A 20942-nucleotide genomic window follows, 5' to 3' on the forward strand; every position below is an offset into this window, starting at 1 on the left:
ATGGAGGATAAGATGGAAAATATTGGAAAAAAATACACTGCTAGAGCTCATACTAATATTGCTTTAGTTAAATATTGGGGTAAGGAAAATGAAGAATTAATTATACCCGCAAATAGCAGTATTTCTTTAACTCTAGATGAATTTTATACAGATACTTCTGTGATATTTGACTCTACCCTTCAAAAGGATTTAATTACGATTAACGATGAAATCACTGATGATAAAAAAATAATTAACTTTTTAGACCTTATTAGAAAAAAGGCTGGAATTAACTTATATGCGAAAGTTGAATCATACAACCATGTTCCCAATTCGGCTGGATTAGCTTCATCTGCTTCAGCTTATGCAGCACTTGCCACTGCTGGAAGTAAGGCTGCTGGTTTAGAATTGTCAGATAAGGAACTATCTATGCTAGCGAGACGTGGTTCTGGTTCAGCTACTAGATCAATCTTTGGTGGATTTGCAGCTTGGAATAAAGGAACCGATGACAATACTTCTTATGGGTACAGCATTGAAGACCCCGTTAAGATGGATATTAACATGATAGCAATCGTTTTAAATGGCAATCCAAAGAAGATAAGCAGTAGAGTTGGAATGAAAATTTCTTATGAAACTTCTCCCTTCTATGATAGTTGGATAAAACAAACAACCGATGATTTTTCAACAATTGAAAATGCTATCAAGAATGGTGATTTTTCAACTTTAGGAAAAACTGCTGAACTTAATGCCATGAGAATGCATTCACTAACATTAAGTGCTGACCCATCATACCTATACTTGAATAAAGATAGTTTGCTTGTCATCGAAATGGTAAAAACTTTAAGAGAACAAGGTATTGAATGTTACTACACTATGGATGCTGGTCCAAACGTTAAAATAATATGTCAAAAAGACAATATCAAACCTATTATCAATAAGTTATCAAATCAATTTTCACAAGACCAAATTAAAGTATCCGGTCCTGGAGAAAAAGTTAAATTAATTTGAAAGGACTAAAATACAATGATTTCAGTAAAAGCACCAGGGAAATTATATATTGCTGGTGAATATGCAGTAGTTGAAAGCGGAACCCCTGCTATTATCGCTGCAGTTGATCAATACATTACTGCAACAATACAAGAAGCAAATGGTAGTTACGGAAAAATTCAATCAAATCAATATAGCCAATCAATTCAATGGAATTTAGTGAACGATTCAATTCATTTATTAAATAACGATAAATCTTTTGATTACGTCATATCATCTTTGATGGTAATGGATAATTATATTTCAGAAATGAATATTAGTAAAAAAATATTTAATATTAACATCAATAGCACATTGAATAGTAATGATGGTAAGAAATATGGATTGGGTTCATCCGCAGCTGTTACTGTTGTAATTGTAAAAGCAATTAATAAATTTTATAAGTTAAACCTATCTCCACTACAAATCTTTAAACTATCAGCAATTGCACATCTAAATGTCCAAGGAAACGGCTCTCTTGGTGATGTTGCTGCAAGTAGTTTTGGTGGTTGGATATCATATAGTTCATTTGATAAAGAATGGTTAAAAAATAGTGAGTTATCAGTATCTGAAATAATAAATACGTCTTGGCCAGATCTATTTATATCACCATTAACTCCACCTAACGACTTAAAATTACTAATCGGATGGACTGGAACTCCTGCTTCAACTCATAATTTATTAGACCAAGTAAAAAAAGATTCTAACGTTGGAACATATACAACATTTATCGAATCTAGCAAACAATGCATACTAAAAATGATTGATGGATTTAAAAATCAAGATATCGAAGTAATAAAACAACAAATAAGAGAAAATCGTAAAATTATTAAATCCCTATCTAATTCAACTGGTGTTGATATTGAAACTGATCAACTTTCAAGCCTATGTGAAATCGTTGAATCCTATAACGGAGCTGGAAAATCATCCGGTGCAGGTGGTGGTGATTGCGGAATCGCAATTGTTGAGAATAATAGTTCAATCGATTTAATTGAAGACGAATGGAAAAGAAATGATATTATTCCCCTACACTTAAATATTGCTGAAAAGGAGTAACTATGGTTAGTAAACAATCACACAGAAAAGATGAACATGTCTCTCTAGCTATTAAATTTTATGATGAGAAAAGTCATGCTGGGTTTGATCATCTAAGATTTATTCATCAAGGAATTCCAGAAATAAGTTTAAACGAAGTTAGTTTAGAAAGTTATATTGATAAAATTGACTTAGACTTCCCCTTCTACATCGAAGCCATGACCGGTGGAAGCGAATATACTAAAAAATTAAATCAAAGCTTGGCTAAAATTGCAGAAGAAACAGGTATTGCAATGGCTACTGGTTCTCAAAGTGTTGCTTTAAAAGACTCAACTTTATCTGACTCATTTAGTATTGTTAGAGAAACAAATCCAAACGGAACCATTTTTTCTAATATTGGTGCTTCAGTAGACGTAAAAAATGCTCAAAAAGCTGTAGATATGATGGATTCTAATGCATTGGAAATTCACATTAATACTCCGCAAGAAATCATTATGCCTGAAGGTGACCGTGAATTTAACTGGATTGATAACATTAAAGAAATCAATCAAAATTTAAATGTTCCTGTAATTGTTAAAGAAGTTGGTTTTGGTATGAGTGCAGAAACGATTCAGCGTTTAATTGATAATGGAGTTAAAAACATTAATATTAGCGGTAAAGGTGGCACTAACTTTAGTAAAATAGAAAATTATCGTCGAAAAGAACAAGAATTAGACTACCTTTCTGATTGGGGCCAAACTACCGTTGAGTCACTTTTAGAAACTAAGAAAGCTCACGTTTCTGACGACATAACTATAATTGCTTCTGGTGGGATTAGAACACCTTTGGATGCTGCTAAGGCAATTTCATTAGGTGCTGATGCAGTCGGTATAGCAGCCCCTATTTTGTATTCATTAATTAAGAATGGTGAAGATGAAACAGTTAGATTTATTAATGATTTTAAAGATGGATTAATAAATATTATGACCATGCTGGGATGCCGTAGTATATCTGAATTGAAAAAAATTAAAATGATTGCTGATCCATATCTCCAAAATTATATTAACCAGAGAAACATTCCCTATTAATTAGCAAGCGGTTTTTGCTTGCTTTTTTCTTTTCTTTTAGATAAGTTAAAGTAACTTTTTACTTTTAACAAAAATAAAAAAAGAAGCCCTTTATGGCTTCTCAATTTTAAAAGTTAAAACGAACTGTCTTTGTCATAGTCCTTAACTTTTTTAACTTCTTTTAGTGAGATAATCTTGTATCCATTACTTGTCTTTTTCATCTTACTTGTAAATGAATATACTTGAATGTGATCTGAATCATCATTTTTACCTGCACCATAGAAAACATATTTAATCGTTCCATTAACTGTTGAGTAACTATTTGACGGAACAATTGATTGTACATCGGCAGAAATACCTACTCCATCTGATAAATCAGAATTATTACTTTCCATGACAGCCCAATTTGCAAAGTATTTTGCATCTTTACTACTTGAACCATCAACGAAATAACTGTCTGCATCAAATTTATTACTTGAATCACTTACCATTTGAGATAAATCATCAAAGAAATTAGTTAATAGTGAACTTGCGTCATCTTTAGAAACAGCACCTGGATAAATTAATTCAATATCATTTCCATTATCATCTTGACTAATTTGATATTTATTTGATTTAACATCAGTACCATTATTATGAATAATTGCATAGATGTACATATTAGAAGAATATGGAGTATCCCCGACTTTTAGATTTCCATCCTTATCAGCGGTTCCAATCTTTTGATCATTAATATATACGTCTGCATTCGCTCCTGCATTAACAGTGAATTTAACAGTTGTTAATGGCATATCTAATGGTTCTGAATCAGTGTTAATAAATAAACTTTGTGAATTTGTCAAAGTCTTTAATGAAAGTTTCTTTGAAACCGCAACTTTATAATAACCAGGCATAAGTGTACCTAATTTAAAATCAATATTTTGATTCTTTATAACTCCCAATTTCTTACCATTTAAAGTAACAGATGCATCGTCTTGAGTGGTTGATACAGTTGGATTTACTGGTTTAACATGTACTTCATAATCAGGAAATAATAACCATTTTTTTCCATCATTTTCAACGGAAAATAAATAATCATCACTGTGACCATTTGAAGTTAATTGTGTCTTTAAAGATGATAAATAACTACCATGCTTACCAGCGTAAGTAGATAGTGGCTTCAAAGTTTGATCATTTGCCGCTATCTTAGAACTGTCAGAAACAAAATATTTATCGGTATTTTTATCTGATTTAATGGATGCCATCGCTCTAGACAATACTGCATCCTTTGAATAGTAATGATTACCGAATAAATATGATCCATATCCTAATAGTGCGACAATTAGCACAACAAGTAAGATAATTTTATTTCTCTTACTATGCTTATTTTGTTTCTTAATTGCTTGTCTACTTGTAACATTTGTATTTGATTGATCAACTGAAGTATTATTGGTAACTTGTGTAGCTTTATCGTCAGTACTTTCAGTTAATCTTGATCCACAATTTGAGCAAAATAACTCGGAACTGTCAATTTTTGCACCACAATTGGGACAATATTTAACATTATCCATTTAGCATTACCCTTTTCTTAGTTGTTTACTTGAATTCCAGTTGAAGTAATCACAAAACCAGAGAATAGAATGAATGAAACAATAACTAATACAAATACACATAAAACTACCCAGTATAATTTAGGAAGTTTAGTTCCCTTTTTGCTATCTACGATTGAGTAACTTAGTCCAATGAAATAAGTAACTAACAAAATACCAACAAGAATGAATGTAATTTGAATTGTTGGATCTTGTGTAATTAATGAGAAAGCTAAGATCAAGATTTCAAAAACGACTGCATAATTTGTATATGTAGCTAGCTTATTAGTGTAATCAAAGAAGCTTTCTTTGTTACCATTTTTACCATTTGCTAATTTATTGAATAGGAAACCTAAACCAACGAATGCAATCACGGCTACTACTGACATGATTTTAAATAATCCTGGGTTATCAAGAATTTTAACAACGTCAAAACCAGCAAAAGCAACAGCAAATCTGATTTCATATTGATAACTTGAATCATATAATCCACTAAAATGACTTACAATTGAAGATGATAAGAAATAAGTGATAATAGCTGCAATTACATATGAAGTAATACCAAAATATTTGTTGGTTTCAACAACATCTGTAGGATTCTTGATGGTATTTACCAACCAATTAATGTAGTTGCTTGAGTATTGTTTGGCTTGTTCAATACTTTCATTGGTCTTATCAGATGTCTTTGCATCAGATGATGAACTATTTACATCAAAACCACATTTGGGACAGAACTTAGCCCCTTCTTTTAATTCAGTTCCACATTTGGGACAAAACTTTGCGCTCATAAAAATTCCTCCTAAAGAATAAATATTAAAAATACTTTACAAATAATTATTATACCATAAGAAGTTTTGTTAATTAACCACTAGTTTATTCATTTATAAATAAAATATTATTAGATACATAAAAAAAGAGATGCATTTAGCACCTCTCAACAAAAATTATTAAATATTAAATCTTAATCCTTTTGGAAAGAAATTTTTGACGGTTCCATTCACAACTTTTCCAAAAGCGATGGGTTGGTTTTTACAAATAAGTTGATACCATCCCTTACTCAATCCAGCATCACAGCTAATCGTATCACCATGCACGTATTGTTTCCAATCATCTTCAGTGATTTCAAGACGATTAACTACTTCATCAGAATGTAATGCTAATGCAAGTGCATAGCTAGGTTCGAAACGTTTCTTCTTAATTGTCCCTAAATGCAATCCAGGTCTCATAACCTTTAGTCCTTTTAAGTCAGGTAACGTATTATCAAAGGTATATAACTGATCACCAAACAAGATTAAATGTTTTGGATCAAAATTAATTAGATTGCTTTCTTTGAATTCATCCCATAATTTCTTATCATCTTGAGTTAAGTTTCCTTGAAGGCGATTCTTTATCTTTTTCGCACTACCGTTTTCATTACTAGATAATTTAGATATAAAGTGACCTTCGCCTTTAAAATGATTAGGAAACAGTCTAACCGTATTAGTTAAATCTGGATTACCATTTGCCCAGTCGGGTTTTCCATCAACCATCCCTTCATACTTTTGAATTGGATCAATTGTAAAGTCGAATTCATCATGCATCCATTCTACAATTTGTTCATCTTCTTCTGGTGCAAAAGTACAAGTTGAGTATATAATTTTGCCACCTGGTTTAAGCATTTTAACTGCTTGTTCAATGATTTCCTTTTGTCTAATTGCACATTCAACAGGATAATCAGCATTCCAGTAATTAATGGCATCGTTATTCTTTCTAAACATCCCTTCACCAGAACATGGTGCATCAATCAAGATCTTATCAAAGAATCGTGGAAAATGTTTTGCCAAGTTATTAGGATTTTCATTCAAGATTAATGCATTCCGAATTCCAAATCGTTCTACATTTTCCACTAGTACTTTGGCACGTTTATAATCAATTTCATTAGTGACTAATAATCCTTGATTTTGCATATAACTAGCAACATGGGTTGTCTTTCCACCAGGAGAAGCACATAAATCCAGAACATAGTCACCGGGTGTAATATCGGCTACTTCACCAACATACATTGCACTAGGTTCTTGTGAATAAATGGCACCACTTTGGTGTTCAACACTTTTTCCATTTACGTCCCCGTAATATCCATACTGACAATAATCAATTGAATCTTTATCATTTTCTGGCACTACATATTCCTTTAATGGATTAACTCGATATCCTGGATTGGTTTCTTGATCCAAACTCTTAAAAAAGGAGTCTGCATCATCACCCATTAATTTTTGATATTTACTTTTAAAATCTGCTGGTAATTCCACTTGGATACTCCTTTTACATTGACTTACAATTTTTTATTAGTTAACATATTACTATTATATTTTTTTACGCGAGGTGAAACAACTATATGGATAAGAAACTTATCGCAATTGATTTAGATGGAACTACTTTAAACAATAATTCCGAAGTTTCACAAAAAACGGTTAATACTTTAAATAAGGTAATGGATTTGGGCCACGTTGTCAATATTGTGACTGGTCGTCCACCCCGTCTAGTTACAGACATCTATAATGAAATTGGTTTAGACAATCCATTAATCAGTTTTAATGGAAGCCTTGGTTACAATCCATTAGCAAAATGGAATCATGCTTATGAATACAACATTGAAAGAGATGTTGTGTTTGATATTTTAAGCCATGCTGATGAATTAGGTATTAACCTAATGGCTGTTGAAGGTAAAAAGCTCTTTTTAGCTAATCGTGAAGCTAACAATGAAATTGGCTTTTTCCCAACTCATTTAGCCCCTGAAGAATTTGTGACCGAAGAAAACTTAACAGAAGATCCTGTTTGTTTAACACTACAAATTAATCCTGATAAGATGAACAAATTTGTTGATTACATTAACGATAATTATGGTGACACATTGCAAATCTCTCCTTGGGGTGGTCCCGATTCAATCGTTGAATTGGCAGCGAAGGACATCTCTAAGAAAACTGGTTTAGAAGTATTGTCTGATTACTATGGCATTAGCCAAGAAAATATCATCGCATTTGGTGATGAATTTAATGACGAAACCATGTTGAAGTATGCTGGATTGGGAGTGGCGATGAAGAATGGTCAACCTAAGATTAAAGCATTAGCCGATGACATTACTGAATACGATAATGATCAAAATGGTTTAGCGAGATATTTAGAAGAATATTTTGAAATTTAAAAAGACTTGATATAAAATCAAGTCTTTTTTATTTGTCTGGATGAAACATTTGCGTGCTTTTAACAGCTAATTGCCATCCCTGATAATATTTATGACGATCATCTTCGCTCATTTCTGGATTAAATAAGCTTTGATTAGGCTTTAATTGTTTGATTTCAGCAATATCTCTCCAAAAGCCAACTGCTAAACCAGATAAGTATGCTGCTCCTAATGCGGTTGTTTCAGCAATATATGAACGTTCAATTGACGTATTTAAGATATCCGCTTGAAATTGCATTAGATAATTATTTTGTGCAGCCCCACCATCAACTTTAAGATGTTTTAGGTCTAGTTGGGTATCTTCTACCATAGTATTAACAACATCCTTAGTTTGAAAAGCTAAGGAATCCAAAGTTGCTTTTACTAAGTCCTCTTTAGAGGTCCCACGGGTTAAGCCAAAAATAGCGCCACGACTGTCTTGATCCCAATATGGAGCTCCTAATCCAGTAAAGGCAGGAACAACATAGACATCATGGTCGTTTGAAGACGCTAATGCTAACGCTTCAGTTTCCTTTGCATCATTTATGAGACGTAATCCGTCTCTTAACCATTGAATGGCAGATCCTGCGACGAATACACTTCCTTCTAGGGCGTAGTTTATCTCGCCATTGATTCCATATGCAATCGTCGTTAATAATCCATTATCAGATATGACTGGCTTATCACCTGTATTCATAACGATGAATGAACCAGTTCCATAGGTGTTTTTAATACTTCCTGGTTCTAAACACAATTGACCAAACAATGCAGCTTGTTGATCTCCGGCAATCCCTGAAATGGGAATTTGGACTCCGTAAAAAGTATAACCAGCAGTGTACCCATATATTTCTGATGATGATTTGACTTCCGGTAGGATTTCCTTGGGAATATCTAAAATATTTAGAATTTCTTCGTCCCAATTTAAATCATGAATGTTATATAACATTGTTCTACTAGCATTTGAAACATCAGTAGCATGTACATGTCCACCTGTTAGTTTCCATAAAATCCAAGTATCAATCGTTCCAAATAATAAGTCACCACTGTTAGCTTTATCTCGTGCTCCCGGAACATTATCCAACAACCACTTTATTTTAGTTGCTGAAAAGTATGAATCAATCACTAACCCGGTCTTTTGATGAATTAAATCAGTATACCCTGATTCTTTTAAATCATTTGCAATATGACTGGTTTGCTTAGACTGCCAAACAATCGCGTTATGAATTGGTTCACCAGTTACACGATCCCACATAACCGTGGTTTCACGTTGATTGGTTATACCGATCCCTCTGACCTTATATGGTGGGATTTTTGATTGAATTAACGATTCTGATATTACCGTTTGCACAGCGTCCCAAATTTCTTCAGCATCATGTTCAACCCATCCTGAATGTGGAAAATGTTGAGTGATTTCTTTCTGTGCCTTACTAACAACATTACCTTCATGATTAAAGATCATTGCACGAACACTAGTAGTACCTTCGTCTATCGACATTATATATTGTTCGTTCTTCATAATTATTCCTTAATCTAATTAGTCTTCGTCACTTTTTAATTTTCCAGCAACACTGTAATTACTCTTCTTCATTTCGTTTAATACGATATGAACGTGTTCAGCTGGAGCACCAGTGTTTTTTACGATTGCAGCAGTAACGTCAGCTACTAATCCTTTTAGTTGTTCTTCGTTTCTTCCTTCAATTAAATCAATATGTACTAATGGCATAATCATTCTCCTAACTCTGTATTTTAGTCTGATTATACTTTAAATACCTATATAGTTCAATTTTTAGCCTAGTTAATGTACAATAAATTAAATACATAAAAAAGAGGAAGTGTGAAAATGCCGAAGTTTCCAGAATATGATGCATGTACTAGTATTTTAGTTGGTAAGAATGCATCTGTAGATGGTTCTACTATGATTGGTAGAAACGAAGATTGTAAAGCCACTTGGCCAAAGCATTTTATTGTTCATCCACATAAAGAATATAAAGAAGAACAACTATTTAAAGCCAAAGAAAATCGCTTCTCTTGCACTTTACCTAAGGTTAGATATAAATACACTGCAACTCCTGAATGGACCGATAAAGAAGGTTTATTTGAAGAAGAAGGTATTAACGAAAAAGGTGTTGCAATGAGTGCAACGGAAAGTGCTTATTCTAATAGTTATGTATTAGGATATGATCCTTTACTTGCAGATGGTATTTCAGAAGCATCTATTGTTACTGTTGTTTTACCATATGCTGATTCAGCAAGGGACGCAGTTAATCGTCTTGGCGAAATCGTAAGTACTCATGGTGCTGCTGAAAGTAATGGAATCCTATTTTCTGATGCAGATGAAGTGTGGTACTTTGAAATTGGTTCCGGACATCACTGGGTTGCAATGAAGATTCCTGATGACTCCTATGCTGTTGTATCAAATCGTTTAGCAATTCAAGAAATTGACTTTACCGATAATGATAACTTTGCTTGGTCAAAAGATATCCTTGCTTTTGTTAACGACAACAAACTAAATAAAGCTAATGATGGTACTTTTAACTTCAGAGAAATATTTGGTACTCGTAGTGAATCAGATTTATACTACAACAATCCACGTGTCTGGTATGGTCAAAGAATGTTTAATCCTGAAATCACACAAGATCCAGAAGATTATGATATGCCTTTCGTTAGAAAGCCATCTAGATTAATATCTGTTCAAGATGCAAAGGATTTCTTAGCATCACATTATGAAGGAACAGAATTTGATCCAGTTGGAAAAGGCCCTATTGAATCACGTAAAAGATACAGACCTATTAGCTTAGCTAAAGCACAGGAATCACATGTTTTACAAATCAGACCTAACCTCCCAATTGAAGTAAGCGGTATTCACTGGTTATCAATGGGTGTAGCAGCACAAAGTGTATTTGTGCCATTCTTTGCAGGAATCAATGATACGCCAAAAGAATATAAAATTGGTGATATGACATATGACCCTAAGTCTGCATACTGGATTTTCAAATTAGTAGGTGTGCTACTAGATCCACACTACAATCATTTTGTAGATGTTGTTGGTGATGTTCAAGAAAGATTAAATATCTCGTTCCAACAAAAAATTAATCAAGTTGATGCTAAAGCAACTGATTTAGATCATCACGAATTAAGTGAATACACAACTAAAATTAGTAATGAATGTGCTGAATTAGCAATGAATAGTTATCAAAACCTTGCTTATAAATTAATTGCTGCTTCAACTGATTTTTCAAAATTAAACTATAATACTGATGAAAATCTATAATTAAAAAAGAGTGCTAATCAGCACTCTTTTTATGTACAAAAAAACAGGTATGAAATTAAATTCAATACCTGTTTTTGTTTAGATATAAAGTTTATCTTAACGACGACGTGCTTCTTTAATACGAGCAGCCTTACCGTGACGTTCACGTAGGTAGTATAGCTTAGCACGACGAACAGCACCGCGACGAGTTACTTCTAATTTAGCAACACGTGGTGAGTGAAGTGGGAAGATACGTTCAACACCTACACCTGAAGTGATCTTTCTAACAGTGTAAGTAGCTTGAATACCTGAACCGTGACGTTTGATAACAACACCTTCGAATACTTGGATACGTTCGTTGCTACCTTCAACAACCTTAACAGATACTTTAACAGTATCTCCGGCTCTAAATTCTGGAACATCACTCTTAAGTTGTTCCGCGTTAATCTTTGAGATTAATTCGTTTTGACGCATAAAAAATAACATCCTTCCAACTAGCATTCATGTCTTTTAAAGCAACAGCGGAATACCGTTTTATTTAACTATAAAAATAGTCAATTAGAATAATATCATAACCATTATTGATTGTAAAGGTCTATTATTCTTCCTCTATTTTTACTTCTGCTAATAATTTTTTCTGTAAATCAGTTAATTTACTATAATCGATTAAATCTGGTCGACGTTTGTATGTCTTTCTTAGTGATTCTTTTTGTCGCCATTCTTCAATTTTTTGGTGATTCCCACTAGTTAATACTTCAGGAACTTTCATACCTCTAAAGTCAGCTGGTCGCGTATACTGTGGATACTCTAACAGTCCGCTAGAGAAAGAATCTCCGGGTGCCGATTCATCGTTTCCTAATACATTATCCAGCAATCTAGCAGTAGCATCAATCATTACCATTGCTGGTAATTCTCCACCAGTAAGAACAAAATCGCCTAAAGAATATTCATCAGTAACCAATGACTTAATTCTTTCATCATATCCTTCATAATGACCACAAATAAAAGTCAAATGGTCCTCTTTCGCTAATTCTTCAGCTTCATTTTGGTCGAATTTTTTCCCAGCAGGATCTAACAGAATAATTCTTCCCTTTGATAAACCACTTTCTTGTGCTTTATTTTGAGTTGCTCCTAAGGCATCAAAAATTGGTTGGGCTTGTAATAACATACCAGCACCACCACCAAAAGGATAATCATCCACATTGCCATGCTTATTAGTCGAATAGTCCCTAAAGTTAGTTATTTCAATATCTAAAGCACCTTTATCTTTGGCTTTTCCTAAGATTGAATCACCTAATGGACCCTCAAACATATCAGGAAAAAGGCTTAAGACATCAATCTTCATCATCAAGTCCTCCAGGAATTTCAACAGTAATAACATTATCATCTAAATTAACATCTAAGATAACTGAATCAATCTTAGGTAATAATAAATCAGATTTGTTATCACGTTTTACCACCCACACATCATTAGCCCCTGGTGATAATATTTCCTTAACAGTACCTATCTTATTTCCATCAGTATCAACCACATTTAGACCAATGATTTGGTGATAATAATATTCACCAGGATTTAGGTCATCAGTGTCTAGTTGATCTTCAGCAATTTTCAAAATTGATGGCTTTAAATATTCAACATCGTTAATGGTAGGCTTACCTTTAAAATGAAGTAATATAAAGTTTTTATGACTTCTAACACCATCTATTTCAAGTTTTTCGCTTTTATCTTCGTTTAAAAATGCATAAACCTCATTACCAACTTGAAAACGTTTTTCTGGGAAGTCAGTAATTGACATAACTCTTACTTCACCACGTAGTCCTTGAGTATTTACAATTTTACCAATATTATAAAAATCCATTGTAATTCCCCTTTTTATGTTAAAAAACTCTTAAACAAAACACCAAGGTTTCATTTAAGAGTTTTTATTTTTACTATCGTCAATAATTAATCTAACGCGCTTTTCACCTGAAACACGAGCACTATAAACAATCGTACGAATTGTTTGCGCTACATGGCCCTTTTTACCAATAATTCTACCAACATCAGCAGAATTAGTAATTAGATGATATTCATAAAAACGATCAGATTCACTATGTTCAATAGCAACATCCTCTGGATTTTCCACCAGTGGTTTTACGATTTTTTTAATCAGCTCATCAAAATTAGTCATAACTCGATATCACTTATTTCTTAGAGTATTTAGCTTCATGATATTTCTTCATGATACCAGCATCAGATAGTAAGTTACGTACAGTATCTGAAGGTTGTGCACCCTTGTTTAACCATTCGAAGATATCTTCTTCTTCTAGTTTAACAGTACTTGGTTGAGTTAATGGGTTGTAAGTACCAACAGTTTGGATGAAACGACCATCACGAGGGCTACGTGAATCAGCAACTACAACACGGTAGAAAGGACGTTTCTTTGAACCCATTCTCTTCAAACGAATTTTAACAGACATTAATAAACACCTCCTGTATTTCTTTTAACGATATTAAATATAACAGTTATTTTGATGCTTGTAAAGGTTTTTTTCTTTACACCATCATTTTTTTACTAAAAGTGATAAAATTAACGCTTTTTGTTTCTCTTGCGTCTATTTTTATTCATCTTCTTGCTAATCTTACGGCTCATTCGTTTCATTGCCATTTCAGACAATTTACCACCAATTCCGCCACCCATACCAGGCATTCCAGGCATATTTGGCATTCCACCCATATTACCCATCATTTGTTCCATTCCTGACATGTTACCGTTAGACATCTTATTCATCATGTCTTTCATTTGATTAAATTGTTTAATCATTCGGTTAACTTCTTGAATTGGACGTCCACAACCTCTTGAAATTCTTCTTCTTCTGGAAGGATTTAATAAGTCTGGGTTATTACGTTCTTCGTATGTCATTGAATAAATAATCGCTTTAATATGTTCTAAATCTTTAGGATCCATATTAACATTCTTCAAAGCCGGATTATTAGCCATCCCTGGAATCATTTTCATAATTTCATCCAAAGGACCCATCTTTTGAATTTGTTCTAATTGATCAAGAAAATCTTCAAATCCAAAAGTGTTATTTTGCATTTTTTCAGCTAATTGTTTAGCCTGTTTTTCATCATAATCATTTTGTGTCTTTTCGATTAATGAAAGAATATCTCCCATTCCAAGAATACGAGATGCCATTCTATCAGGGTGGAATACATCTAGAGCTTCCATCTTTTCACCTTGACCAATAAACTTAATTGGCTTTTGGGTTACTTCTCTAATAGAAAGAGCTGCCCCACCACGAGTATCACCATCTAACTTAGTTAGTACTACCCCGGTGATATCTAGTGCTTCATTAAAACCTTCAGCAGTATTGACAGCGTTTTGACCAGTCATTGCATCGACAACTAATAAGATTTCATCTGGATTAGTTAGCGCTTTAATTTCTTTTAACTCATCCATTAATTTTTCATCGATTTGAAGACGACCAGCCGTATCAATTAAAACATAATCATTATGTTCTTCTCTAGCTTTAGCCATCCCGTTTTTAACGATTTCAACTGGATTAACATCTGTTCCTTGTTGGAAAACTGGAACGTTAATTTGTTTTCCGACAGTTTCTAATTGATCAATGGCAGCAGGACGGTAAACGTCGGCTGCAATTAGAAGTGGACGTGCATTTTCTTCTTTTTGAAGTTTCAATGCTAATTTACCAACTGTAGTAGTTTTACCTGCCCCTTGAAGACCGGCCATCATAATAACAGTTGGAATCTTATCGGATTTATTAAGAGGAACAGCTTCTTCCCCCATAGTCTTTGTTAATTCTTCATTAACAATCTTAACAATTTGTTGTGCTGGATTTAATCCTTCTAAAACTTCAGCTCCACGTGAACGTTCTTGTACTCGTTTAACGAAATTTCTCACAACAGTGAAGTTAACATCGGCTTCTAAAAGCGCTAGTCTAATTTCACGCATTGTTTCTCTTAGGTCAGCTTCTGAAACTTTCCCTTTTCCACGTAAATTACGCATCGCTTTTTGAAGTCGTTCTGTTAATCCTTCAAATGCCATTTATTTCACCACTTTCATCTTTCTTCTGTGTTTTCTAATTCATCAACAAGTTGATTTAATTTTGCATCATCACTATATTCTTTTCTAACGTAATTTCTGATTGCGTCAGTTTGTTGATTTCTCTTTTGAAAATCAGCATATAAATGTAATTGATCTTCATATTTTTCCAGAATAACTTCTGTTCGTCTTATATTATCATAAACCGCTTGTCGGCTCACATTAAACTCTTCTGATATTTCACCTAAAGAATAGTCATCAGCATAATAAAGTTGAATATAGCTATCCTGTTTACTAGTTAGTAACGGTCTATAGAACTCAAATAAAGAATTAATCCGATAATTTTTTTCGATTTCCATTAAATCAATCCTTCCGAAGGACTACTTAATTAATCCTTTAAATAATCCGTAAATAAAATCATTTGCGTCAAACTGTCTTAAATCAGTAACTTTTTCACCCAATCCAACATATTTAACTGGTAGGTGCAATTCGTTTCTAATTGCTAGAACAATTCCACCCTTAGCAGTCCCATCTAACTTAGTTAAAACAATTCCAGAAACTGCTGTGGTTTCTTTAAATAACTTAGCTTGGCTAAGTGCATTTTGGCCAGTAGTTGAATCTAAAACTAAAAGAACTTCATGAGGGGCATCAGGAATTTCCCTAGTTAACACCTTTTTCATTTTAGCTAGTTCGTTCATTAAGTTAACCTTATTTTGCAATCTACCAGCAGTATCAACGAATAAAATATCATAATTTTCATCTTTAGCTTTATGAACAGCTTCATAAACAACAGCTGACGGATCGCTTTGTTCTTCTTTTTTCACGATATCAACGCCGTCTCTTTTAGCCCATTCATCAAGTTGTTGAATTGCTCCTGCTCTAAATGTATCTGCCGCAGCTAACAATACCTTTTTACCAGCATTCTTATACATGTTTGCCATTTTACCAATAGTGGTTGTCTTTCCAACACCATTAACTCCAACAAATAAAATGACAGTTGGACCTTCACTTGCAAAATGAATATCAGGATTTTCATCATTACCGTTTTCATCATAAATGTTAATCATTTTTTGAATAATAACATTTTGAACTTCATCCCTACTTTTAGCATTTTGTAACTTAACCTCATCTCTCAATTGATCAGTTAAGTTAACAGCCATTTCATAACCAACATCTGATTCAATTAAAGTGTCTTCTAAATCTTCGAAGAATTCTTCATCAACACTTCTAAAATTAGCAAATAATTGGTTTAAACGGTCACCAAAGGTAGTTCTTGATTTCTCTAATCCATCTGTAAATTTTTCTTGTGATCCATCCGCATCTTCTTGAACTTCAGTATCTACTGAACTAGTTTCATCAGGAGTAACTTCAGCATCTTTTACGATGTCTTGATTTTCATTTACATCATTTGTTGAATCTTGAATCTTTTGTTCATCATTACTTTTTTTCTTAAAAACATCAAATAATCCCATTGGTTATCCCTCCGATGCATTGTACTTGTTAAGATTTGCTGTAACTACTTTAGAAACACCTGAGTTTTGCATAGTTACACCATACAATGTATTTGCATAAACCATTGTTTCTTTTCTATGGGTAATCACGATAAACTGTGTTCCATCATCCAATTTCGTCATGTAATGTGCGTATCTATCAACATTTTCAGCATCTAACGCGGATTCTGCTTCATCCAAGATACTAAATGGAACTGGTTTTACCTTAAGCACCGCAAAAAGTAACGCAATTGCAGTTAATGCCTTTTCTCCACCAGACAATAATGACATATGTCTATACTTTTTGCCAGGAGGCTGTGCCATAATCTCAATTCCAGTTGTCAAAAGATCATTTGGATTGGTTAAAACTAGTTTAGCTTTCCCACCACCAAAAATTTCATTATAGACTTTTGAAAATTGATAAGCGATTGCTTCAAAGGTTTCTGAAAACTTCTTTTCAACTGTTACGTCGATTTTATTCATCGTATCAGTTAATTGTTGACTTGAATTCTTAAGGTCATCAGATTGTTGAACCAAAAATTCATAACGTTTAGAAACTTCTTTGTATTCATCGATTGAAGAAACATTAACAATTCCCAAACTATCGATTTCTCGCTTCAATTGTGCAATTCTATTTTTAATATTTTCAACACTATCATCGATGACAATATCATCAATATCTTTTATGTCTACTTCATATTTACCAACCAACTGTTGTTTTAAATTAGCAAGTTGACCTTTTAATTGATCAAACTTATTGACTTGCTTATTTAAATAGTTTTGTTGGTTAATAGAATCTTTACTTAATTTATCAATCTTTTCTTCAACTTCTTTGATGCTATTTTGATGTTCATCAATTGCAGATTTACATTGTTCTAAATCTTCTTGAGTTGATTGAATGCTTTCATTAACCTTCTTAATCTCACTATCCTGGTTAGCAGATAACATATTATTACTAATAGCTTCATTTAACTCATCAATAGTTTCTTTTTCATCATCGATTTCAGAGCCAAGTCTATCGAATTCTTCAATTAGATTAGCTTTTTGATCTCTCAAATTAGAAAGTTTTTCCTTTTGAACAATTAATTTTTCCCTAGTACTTTGAATTTCAGAAACGTTAGATTCTTTCATTTTTTCAAGCGTTTCAATCTTTTCAGATACATCACGAGATTGTGATTGATTGTTTAATAAGTCTAAATTCAATTGTTCTTTTAGTTTTTCATTTTGTTGTTTCTTTTCTTCAATATCATCTTCAAAAAGTCCACCAATTGATAGTTTAACAGCTTTTAACTCACGTTGCTTTCTTTCCAACGTATCCTTAGCAAAGCTAACTTTATTCTTGCTAATATCGACTAAACCAGCGGCATCCCTTTGTTGTTGATAATATTGTTCAATTTCATCATTGATTGATTGTAGTTTTGCTTGTGCTTCATTAAGTTCCTTTTCAAGACCTTCAGCAATTGTTTTACCTTTAGCGAATTCTTTTTCTAATTCAACTAAATTGTTTTTTTGCGTTAAAACGCCGTCGAATTGCTTCTTATTCGTACCACCAGTAATAGAACCACCAGCATTAACCAATTCTCCATTTAAGGTAACAATGCGGTTAGAATGTCTGATTTGATTACTAAGTTGAGTGGCAGAACTTAAGTCTTTAGTAACAATTAAATTACCAAGAAGGTGCGCAGTAACTGCATCTAATTTGGAATCAATTGAAACCAATTGGTTACCAATGCCGACAAAACCATTATTTTGCTGACAAGCAGCTAAAACATTGTTATTAACGCTTCTTCTACTAATTTCATTAATTGGTAAAAAGGTAGCACGTCCTAATCGATTATCATTTAAAAACTGAACCGCATTTCGAGCAGCTTGATTATTAGCCACCACAATTTGTTGTAATTGATTTCCAAGCGCAGTTTCAATTGCTTTAGTATATTCAGCTGGAACTTTTATAAAATCAGAAACTGAACCCAAAACTCCGCTTAATTTATTTTTGTTATTTAGAACACTTTGCGCACCTTTAAAGAAATTACTGTGATCATTTTGCAGATTGTTTAAACTGTTGTATTTAATCTTGATACTTTGGTTTCTTTCAAGTGCTTTATACCAATTATCTTGAATTCTAGCGGCATCATGTTTTAATTGAACTTGTTCTTTATGATACTTATCAACCACTTTTTTGCTATCTTCATATTTGGCCAGGTTATCTTGGTACTCTTGATTCAATGAAGAAAGATTTTCTTCTAATTGATTAATTTCATCATTAATGCCTGCAATCTTTTGTCTATTAGTATCACTTTGGACATCAGCTTGCTTTTGTGTCTTTTCTAAATAAGTACTTTCATTATTAACGTTGGCAATTTTTTGCATAATAGCAACGTATTCGCCACGAAGAGATTCATATTCATCCCTCTTATCTGATATTGATTTGTTAATAGTTTCTTCATCTAACGATCCTAATTTTTCATTGATAATTGAAATTTCACTATTTACCTTTTCAATTTCAGCATTAATTTCTTTTTCTTTTTGTTCTAAACCACTCAATTGTGCCTTCAATTTATTTAAGACATCTTTATGTTCAACCAGACTACTTTTCTTAAATTCAATTTCTTGTTTAGAAAGGTTTTGTTGTCCTGAAAGTTGTTCAATTTTCTTAGTGTAGTTTAATAACGCATCTTGTTGTTGTTCTTTTTTGGACAACAATTCAGATAATTGAGTATTAAGATTTTTCTTTTCAGTACTTAATCTATCTAAATCAGTACTGATAGTTTCAGCATTTTGTTCTTCTTCTTGAATGATTTTCCCAGTAGCATTAAATTCAATTCCTAGACTATTTAATTCAAGGGCAATTCGAGAAATATCATATTGTTTCAATTCCTTTTTCAAATCAAGGTATTTAACTGCCGTAGAACTTTGTTCTTTTAACTGATCATTTCGATCCTTAAGTTCAAAGATAATATCTTCAACACGATCTAAATTTTCATGTGTTTGTTGTAATTTAAGGTTAGCATCATGCTTTTGTTGCTTATACTTATAAACTCCTGCTGCAGTTTCGATAATTGATCTTCTATCTTCAGGCTTGCTGTTAAAGATGTCTTCAACGCTTCCTTGAGAAATAATGGAGAAAGATCCAATTCCCATCCCAGTATCCATAAAAAGATTATTGATGTCTTTTAATCGACATTCTGAGTTATTAATTAAGTATTGGCTTTCACCAGAACGATATAGTCTTCTAGTGATAATTATTTCTGAATAAGGACTATTGATGTATTGATCTGAATTATCTAGAGTTAATTTAACTTCTGCACGATTTACTGGATTATGTGTACTTGAACCTGAAAAAATAACATCAGACATTTTAGTACCACGCAGTGTTTTAGATGATTGTTCACCTAAAACCCATCTAATTGCCTCAATTACGTTACTTTTACCACTACCGTTAGGTCCTACAATTGCAGTTAAACCATCAGTGAAACTAATTGTTGTTTTATTTGCAAAGGACTTAAATCCAGCAATTTCCAATGATTTTAACTTCAATGTATTTTCTCCATCCTGTTTTATTCTGTGAGTTTATTAATCGCTTTTTTCGCAGCTCCTTGTTCGGCATTCTTTTTAGAATGTCCTTCACCGACACCTTTTTCAACCCCATCAATGGTAACTGAAACCTTAAAGCGACGATCATTTTCAGGTCCGTTTTCATCGAGTAGGTTATATACAATTTCTACTGGTCCGTTTGCTTGTGCCAATTCTTGTAATTCTGTTTTGTGATCAAAGAATTCATCAAACCATCCCTCATCTAATTTAGGAAAAATTACTTGATGACAAAACTTAACTACTGGTTCCATTCCTTGGTCTAAGTAAACCGCACCAATGAAAGATTCAAAAATATCACAAAGCAAAGAATCACGACTTCTTGCTTGTGCTTTTTCTTCACCTTTACCTAATCTAATGTATTTATCAAAATGACATTCTCTGGCAAAACTACTAAAACTTTGCTCATTCACCATTGCAGCTCTTAGTCTAGTAAGTCTACCTTGTGGTAAATTAGGGAATCTCTTGTAAATATATTCTGAGACAACTAGTTCATACACAGCGTCACCTAAGAATTCGATTCTTTCATAAAACTTTAGATTTTTGCCTGGATGTTCATTAACGTATGAGGCTTGTGTAAAAGCTTCATCTAATAATGATTCATCCTTGAATTTTATATTAAATTTTTTCTCTAATAGGTCATCAAATTCTTTTTCCAAACTAACTCCTCCAGTTATTAATACAACAAAAGACGATTACTATTGAGTAATCG

At 32.9% G+C, this 20942-nt stretch carries 19 protein-coding genes and 1 pseudogene; 5 read left to right on the forward strand and 15 right to left on the reverse strand.

Going from position 1 to position 20942, the window contains the following annotated elements; translation table 11 throughout:
- The first annotated feature begins 12 nt into the window (after window positions 1-12).
- The 3 genes from mvaD to fni are packed head-to-tail and all read left to right on the forward strand — an operon-like array spanning window position 13 to window position 3107.
- Entirely contained in the window at window positions 13-987 is a 975-nt protein-coding gene (gene mvaD / locus M3005_RS00445; RefSeq protein WP_293792722.1) for a diphosphomevalonate decarboxylase, read from the forward strand.
- 15 nt (window positions 988-1002) lie between these two features.
- Window positions 1003-2061: a phosphomevalonate kinase gene (locus M3005_RS00450; RefSeq protein WP_293792724.1), complete on the forward strand. Its 1059-nt coding sequence runs from the start codon at window positions 1003-1005 to the stop codon at window positions 2059-2061.
- 2 nt (window positions 2062-2063) lie between these two features.
- A complete protein-coding gene (fni, locus tag M3005_RS00455) occupies window positions 2064-3107 on the forward strand; it encodes a type 2 isopentenyl-diphosphate Delta-isomerase (protein ID WP_293792725.1) in 1044 nt (347 codons plus the stop codon).
- 113 nt (window positions 3108-3220) lie between these two features.
- Here the strand turns inward: fni and M3005_RS00460 are convergent, their stop codons facing one another.
- The 3 genes from M3005_RS00460 to M3005_RS00470 form a co-directional block, all read right to left on the reverse strand.
- Window positions 3221-4636: a TcaA 3rd/4th domain-containing protein gene (locus M3005_RS00460; RefSeq protein ID WP_293792727.1), complete on the reverse strand. Its 1416-nt coding sequence runs from the start codon at window positions 4634-4636 to the stop codon at window positions 3221-3223.
- A gap of 17 nt (window positions 4637-4653) precedes the next feature.
- On the reverse strand, window positions 4654-5442 hold the full coding sequence (locus tag M3005_RS00465; RefSeq protein ID WP_293792729.1) for a zinc-ribbon domain-containing protein: 789 nt from the start codon (window positions 5440-5442) through the stop codon (window positions 4654-4656).
- A gap of 159 nt (window positions 5443-5601) precedes the next feature.
- Window positions 5602-6942, reverse strand: a complete 1341-nt coding sequence (locus M3005_RS00470; protein WP_293792732.1) for an RsmF rRNA methyltransferase first C-terminal domain-containing protein — start codon at window positions 6940-6942, stop codon at window positions 5602-5604.
- Between the two features lie 86 nt (window positions 6943-7028).
- Here M3005_RS00470 and M3005_RS00475 point away from each other — a divergent pair, with 86 nt between their 5' ends.
- Window positions 7029-7835 (forward strand): Cof-type HAD-IIB family hydrolase, encoded by an 807-nt coding sequence (locus M3005_RS00475; protein WP_293792735.1) that lies wholly within the window; start codon window positions 7029-7031, stop codon window positions 7833-7835.
- 28 nt (window positions 7836-7863) lie between these two features.
- Here the strand turns inward: M3005_RS00475 and glpK are convergent, their stop codons facing one another.
- The gene (glpK, locus tag M3005_RS00480; RefSeq protein WP_293792736.1) at window positions 7864-9369 is read right to left on the reverse strand and encodes a glycerol kinase GlpK; all 1506 of its coding nucleotides are present in this window, start codon (window positions 9367-9369) and stop codon (window positions 7864-7866) included.
- An 18-nt stretch (window positions 9370-9387) separates the two neighbouring features.
- Window positions 9388-9576, reverse strand: coding sequence for a 2-hydroxymuconate tautomerase (locus M3005_RS00485; RefSeq protein ID WP_293792737.1), 189 nt, complete (start codon window positions 9574-9576; stop codon window positions 9388-9390).
- Window positions 9577-9693: 117 nt separating this feature from the next.
- Between M3005_RS00485 and M3005_RS00490 the strand changes: the two genes are divergently transcribed.
- Window positions 9694-11124, forward strand: coding sequence for a C69 family dipeptidase (locus M3005_RS00490; RefSeq protein ID WP_293792739.1), 1431 nt, complete (start codon window positions 9694-9696; stop codon window positions 11122-11124).
- A gap of 96 nt (window positions 11125-11220) precedes the next feature.
- Here the strand turns inward: M3005_RS00490 and rplS are convergent, their stop codons facing one another.
- From rplS to rnc, 10 genes and pseudogenes are all read right to left on the reverse strand, one after another.
- Window positions 11221-11577 (reverse strand): 50S ribosomal protein L19, encoded by a 357-nt coding sequence (rplS, locus tag M3005_RS00495; RefSeq protein WP_053950017.1) that lies wholly within the window; start codon window positions 11575-11577, stop codon window positions 11221-11223.
- A 124-nt stretch (window positions 11578-11701) separates the two neighbouring features.
- Window positions 11702-12448: a tRNA (guanosine(37)-N1)-methyltransferase TrmD gene (gene trmD, locus M3005_RS00500; protein ID WP_293792963.1), complete on the reverse strand. Its 747-nt coding sequence runs from the start codon at window positions 12446-12448 to the stop codon at window positions 11702-11704.
- Complete coding sequence (gene rimM, locus M3005_RS00505) at window positions 12438-12962, reverse strand: ribosome maturation factor RimM (RefSeq protein WP_293792740.1); 525 nt, start codon at window positions 12960-12962, stop codon at window positions 12438-12440. The genes trmD and rimM overlap by 11 nt, the downstream gene beginning before the upstream one ends.
- Before the next feature lie 54 nt (window positions 12963-13016).
- Complete coding sequence (locus M3005_RS00510; RefSeq protein ID WP_053950020.1) at window positions 13017-13274, reverse strand: KH domain-containing protein; 258 nt, start codon at window positions 13272-13274, stop codon at window positions 13017-13019.
- 13 nt (window positions 13275-13287) lie between these two features.
- Window positions 13288-13563, reverse strand: a complete 276-nt coding sequence (gene rpsP, locus M3005_RS00515; RefSeq protein WP_034531094.1) for a 30S ribosomal protein S16 — start codon at window positions 13561-13563, stop codon at window positions 13288-13290.
- Window positions 13564-13673: 110 nt separating this feature from the next.
- Window positions 13674-15152, reverse strand: coding sequence for a signal recognition particle protein (gene ffh, locus M3005_RS00520; protein ID WP_293792752.1), 1479 nt, complete (start codon window positions 15150-15152; stop codon window positions 13674-13676).
- Window positions 15153-15166: 14 nt separating this feature from the next.
- A complete protein-coding gene (locus M3005_RS00525; RefSeq protein ID WP_293792754.1) occupies window positions 15167-15508 on the reverse strand; it encodes a putative DNA-binding protein in 342 nt (113 codons plus the stop codon).
- 21 nt (window positions 15509-15529) lie between these two features.
- Window positions 15530-16444, reverse strand: a pseudogene (gene ftsY / locus M3005_RS00530) (signal recognition particle-docking protein FtsY); the annotation flags it as partial.
- Between the two features lie 180 nt (window positions 16445-16624).
- Window positions 16625-20176, reverse strand: coding sequence for a chromosome segregation protein SMC (smc, locus tag M3005_RS00535; RefSeq protein ID WP_293792756.1), 3552 nt, complete (start codon window positions 20174-20176; stop codon window positions 16625-16627).
- A 20-nt stretch (window positions 20177-20196) separates the two neighbouring features.
- Window positions 20197-20889, reverse strand: a complete 693-nt coding sequence (gene rnc / locus M3005_RS00540) for a ribonuclease III (RefSeq protein WP_053950025.1) — start codon at window positions 20887-20889, stop codon at window positions 20197-20199.
- Between the last annotated feature and the right edge of the window lie 53 nt (window positions 20890-20942).

It is taken from the genome of Apilactobacillus sp. (assembly GCF_025290035.1).
Taxonomy (GTDB): domain Bacteria; phylum Bacillota; class Bacilli; order Lactobacillales; family Lactobacillaceae; genus Apilactobacillus.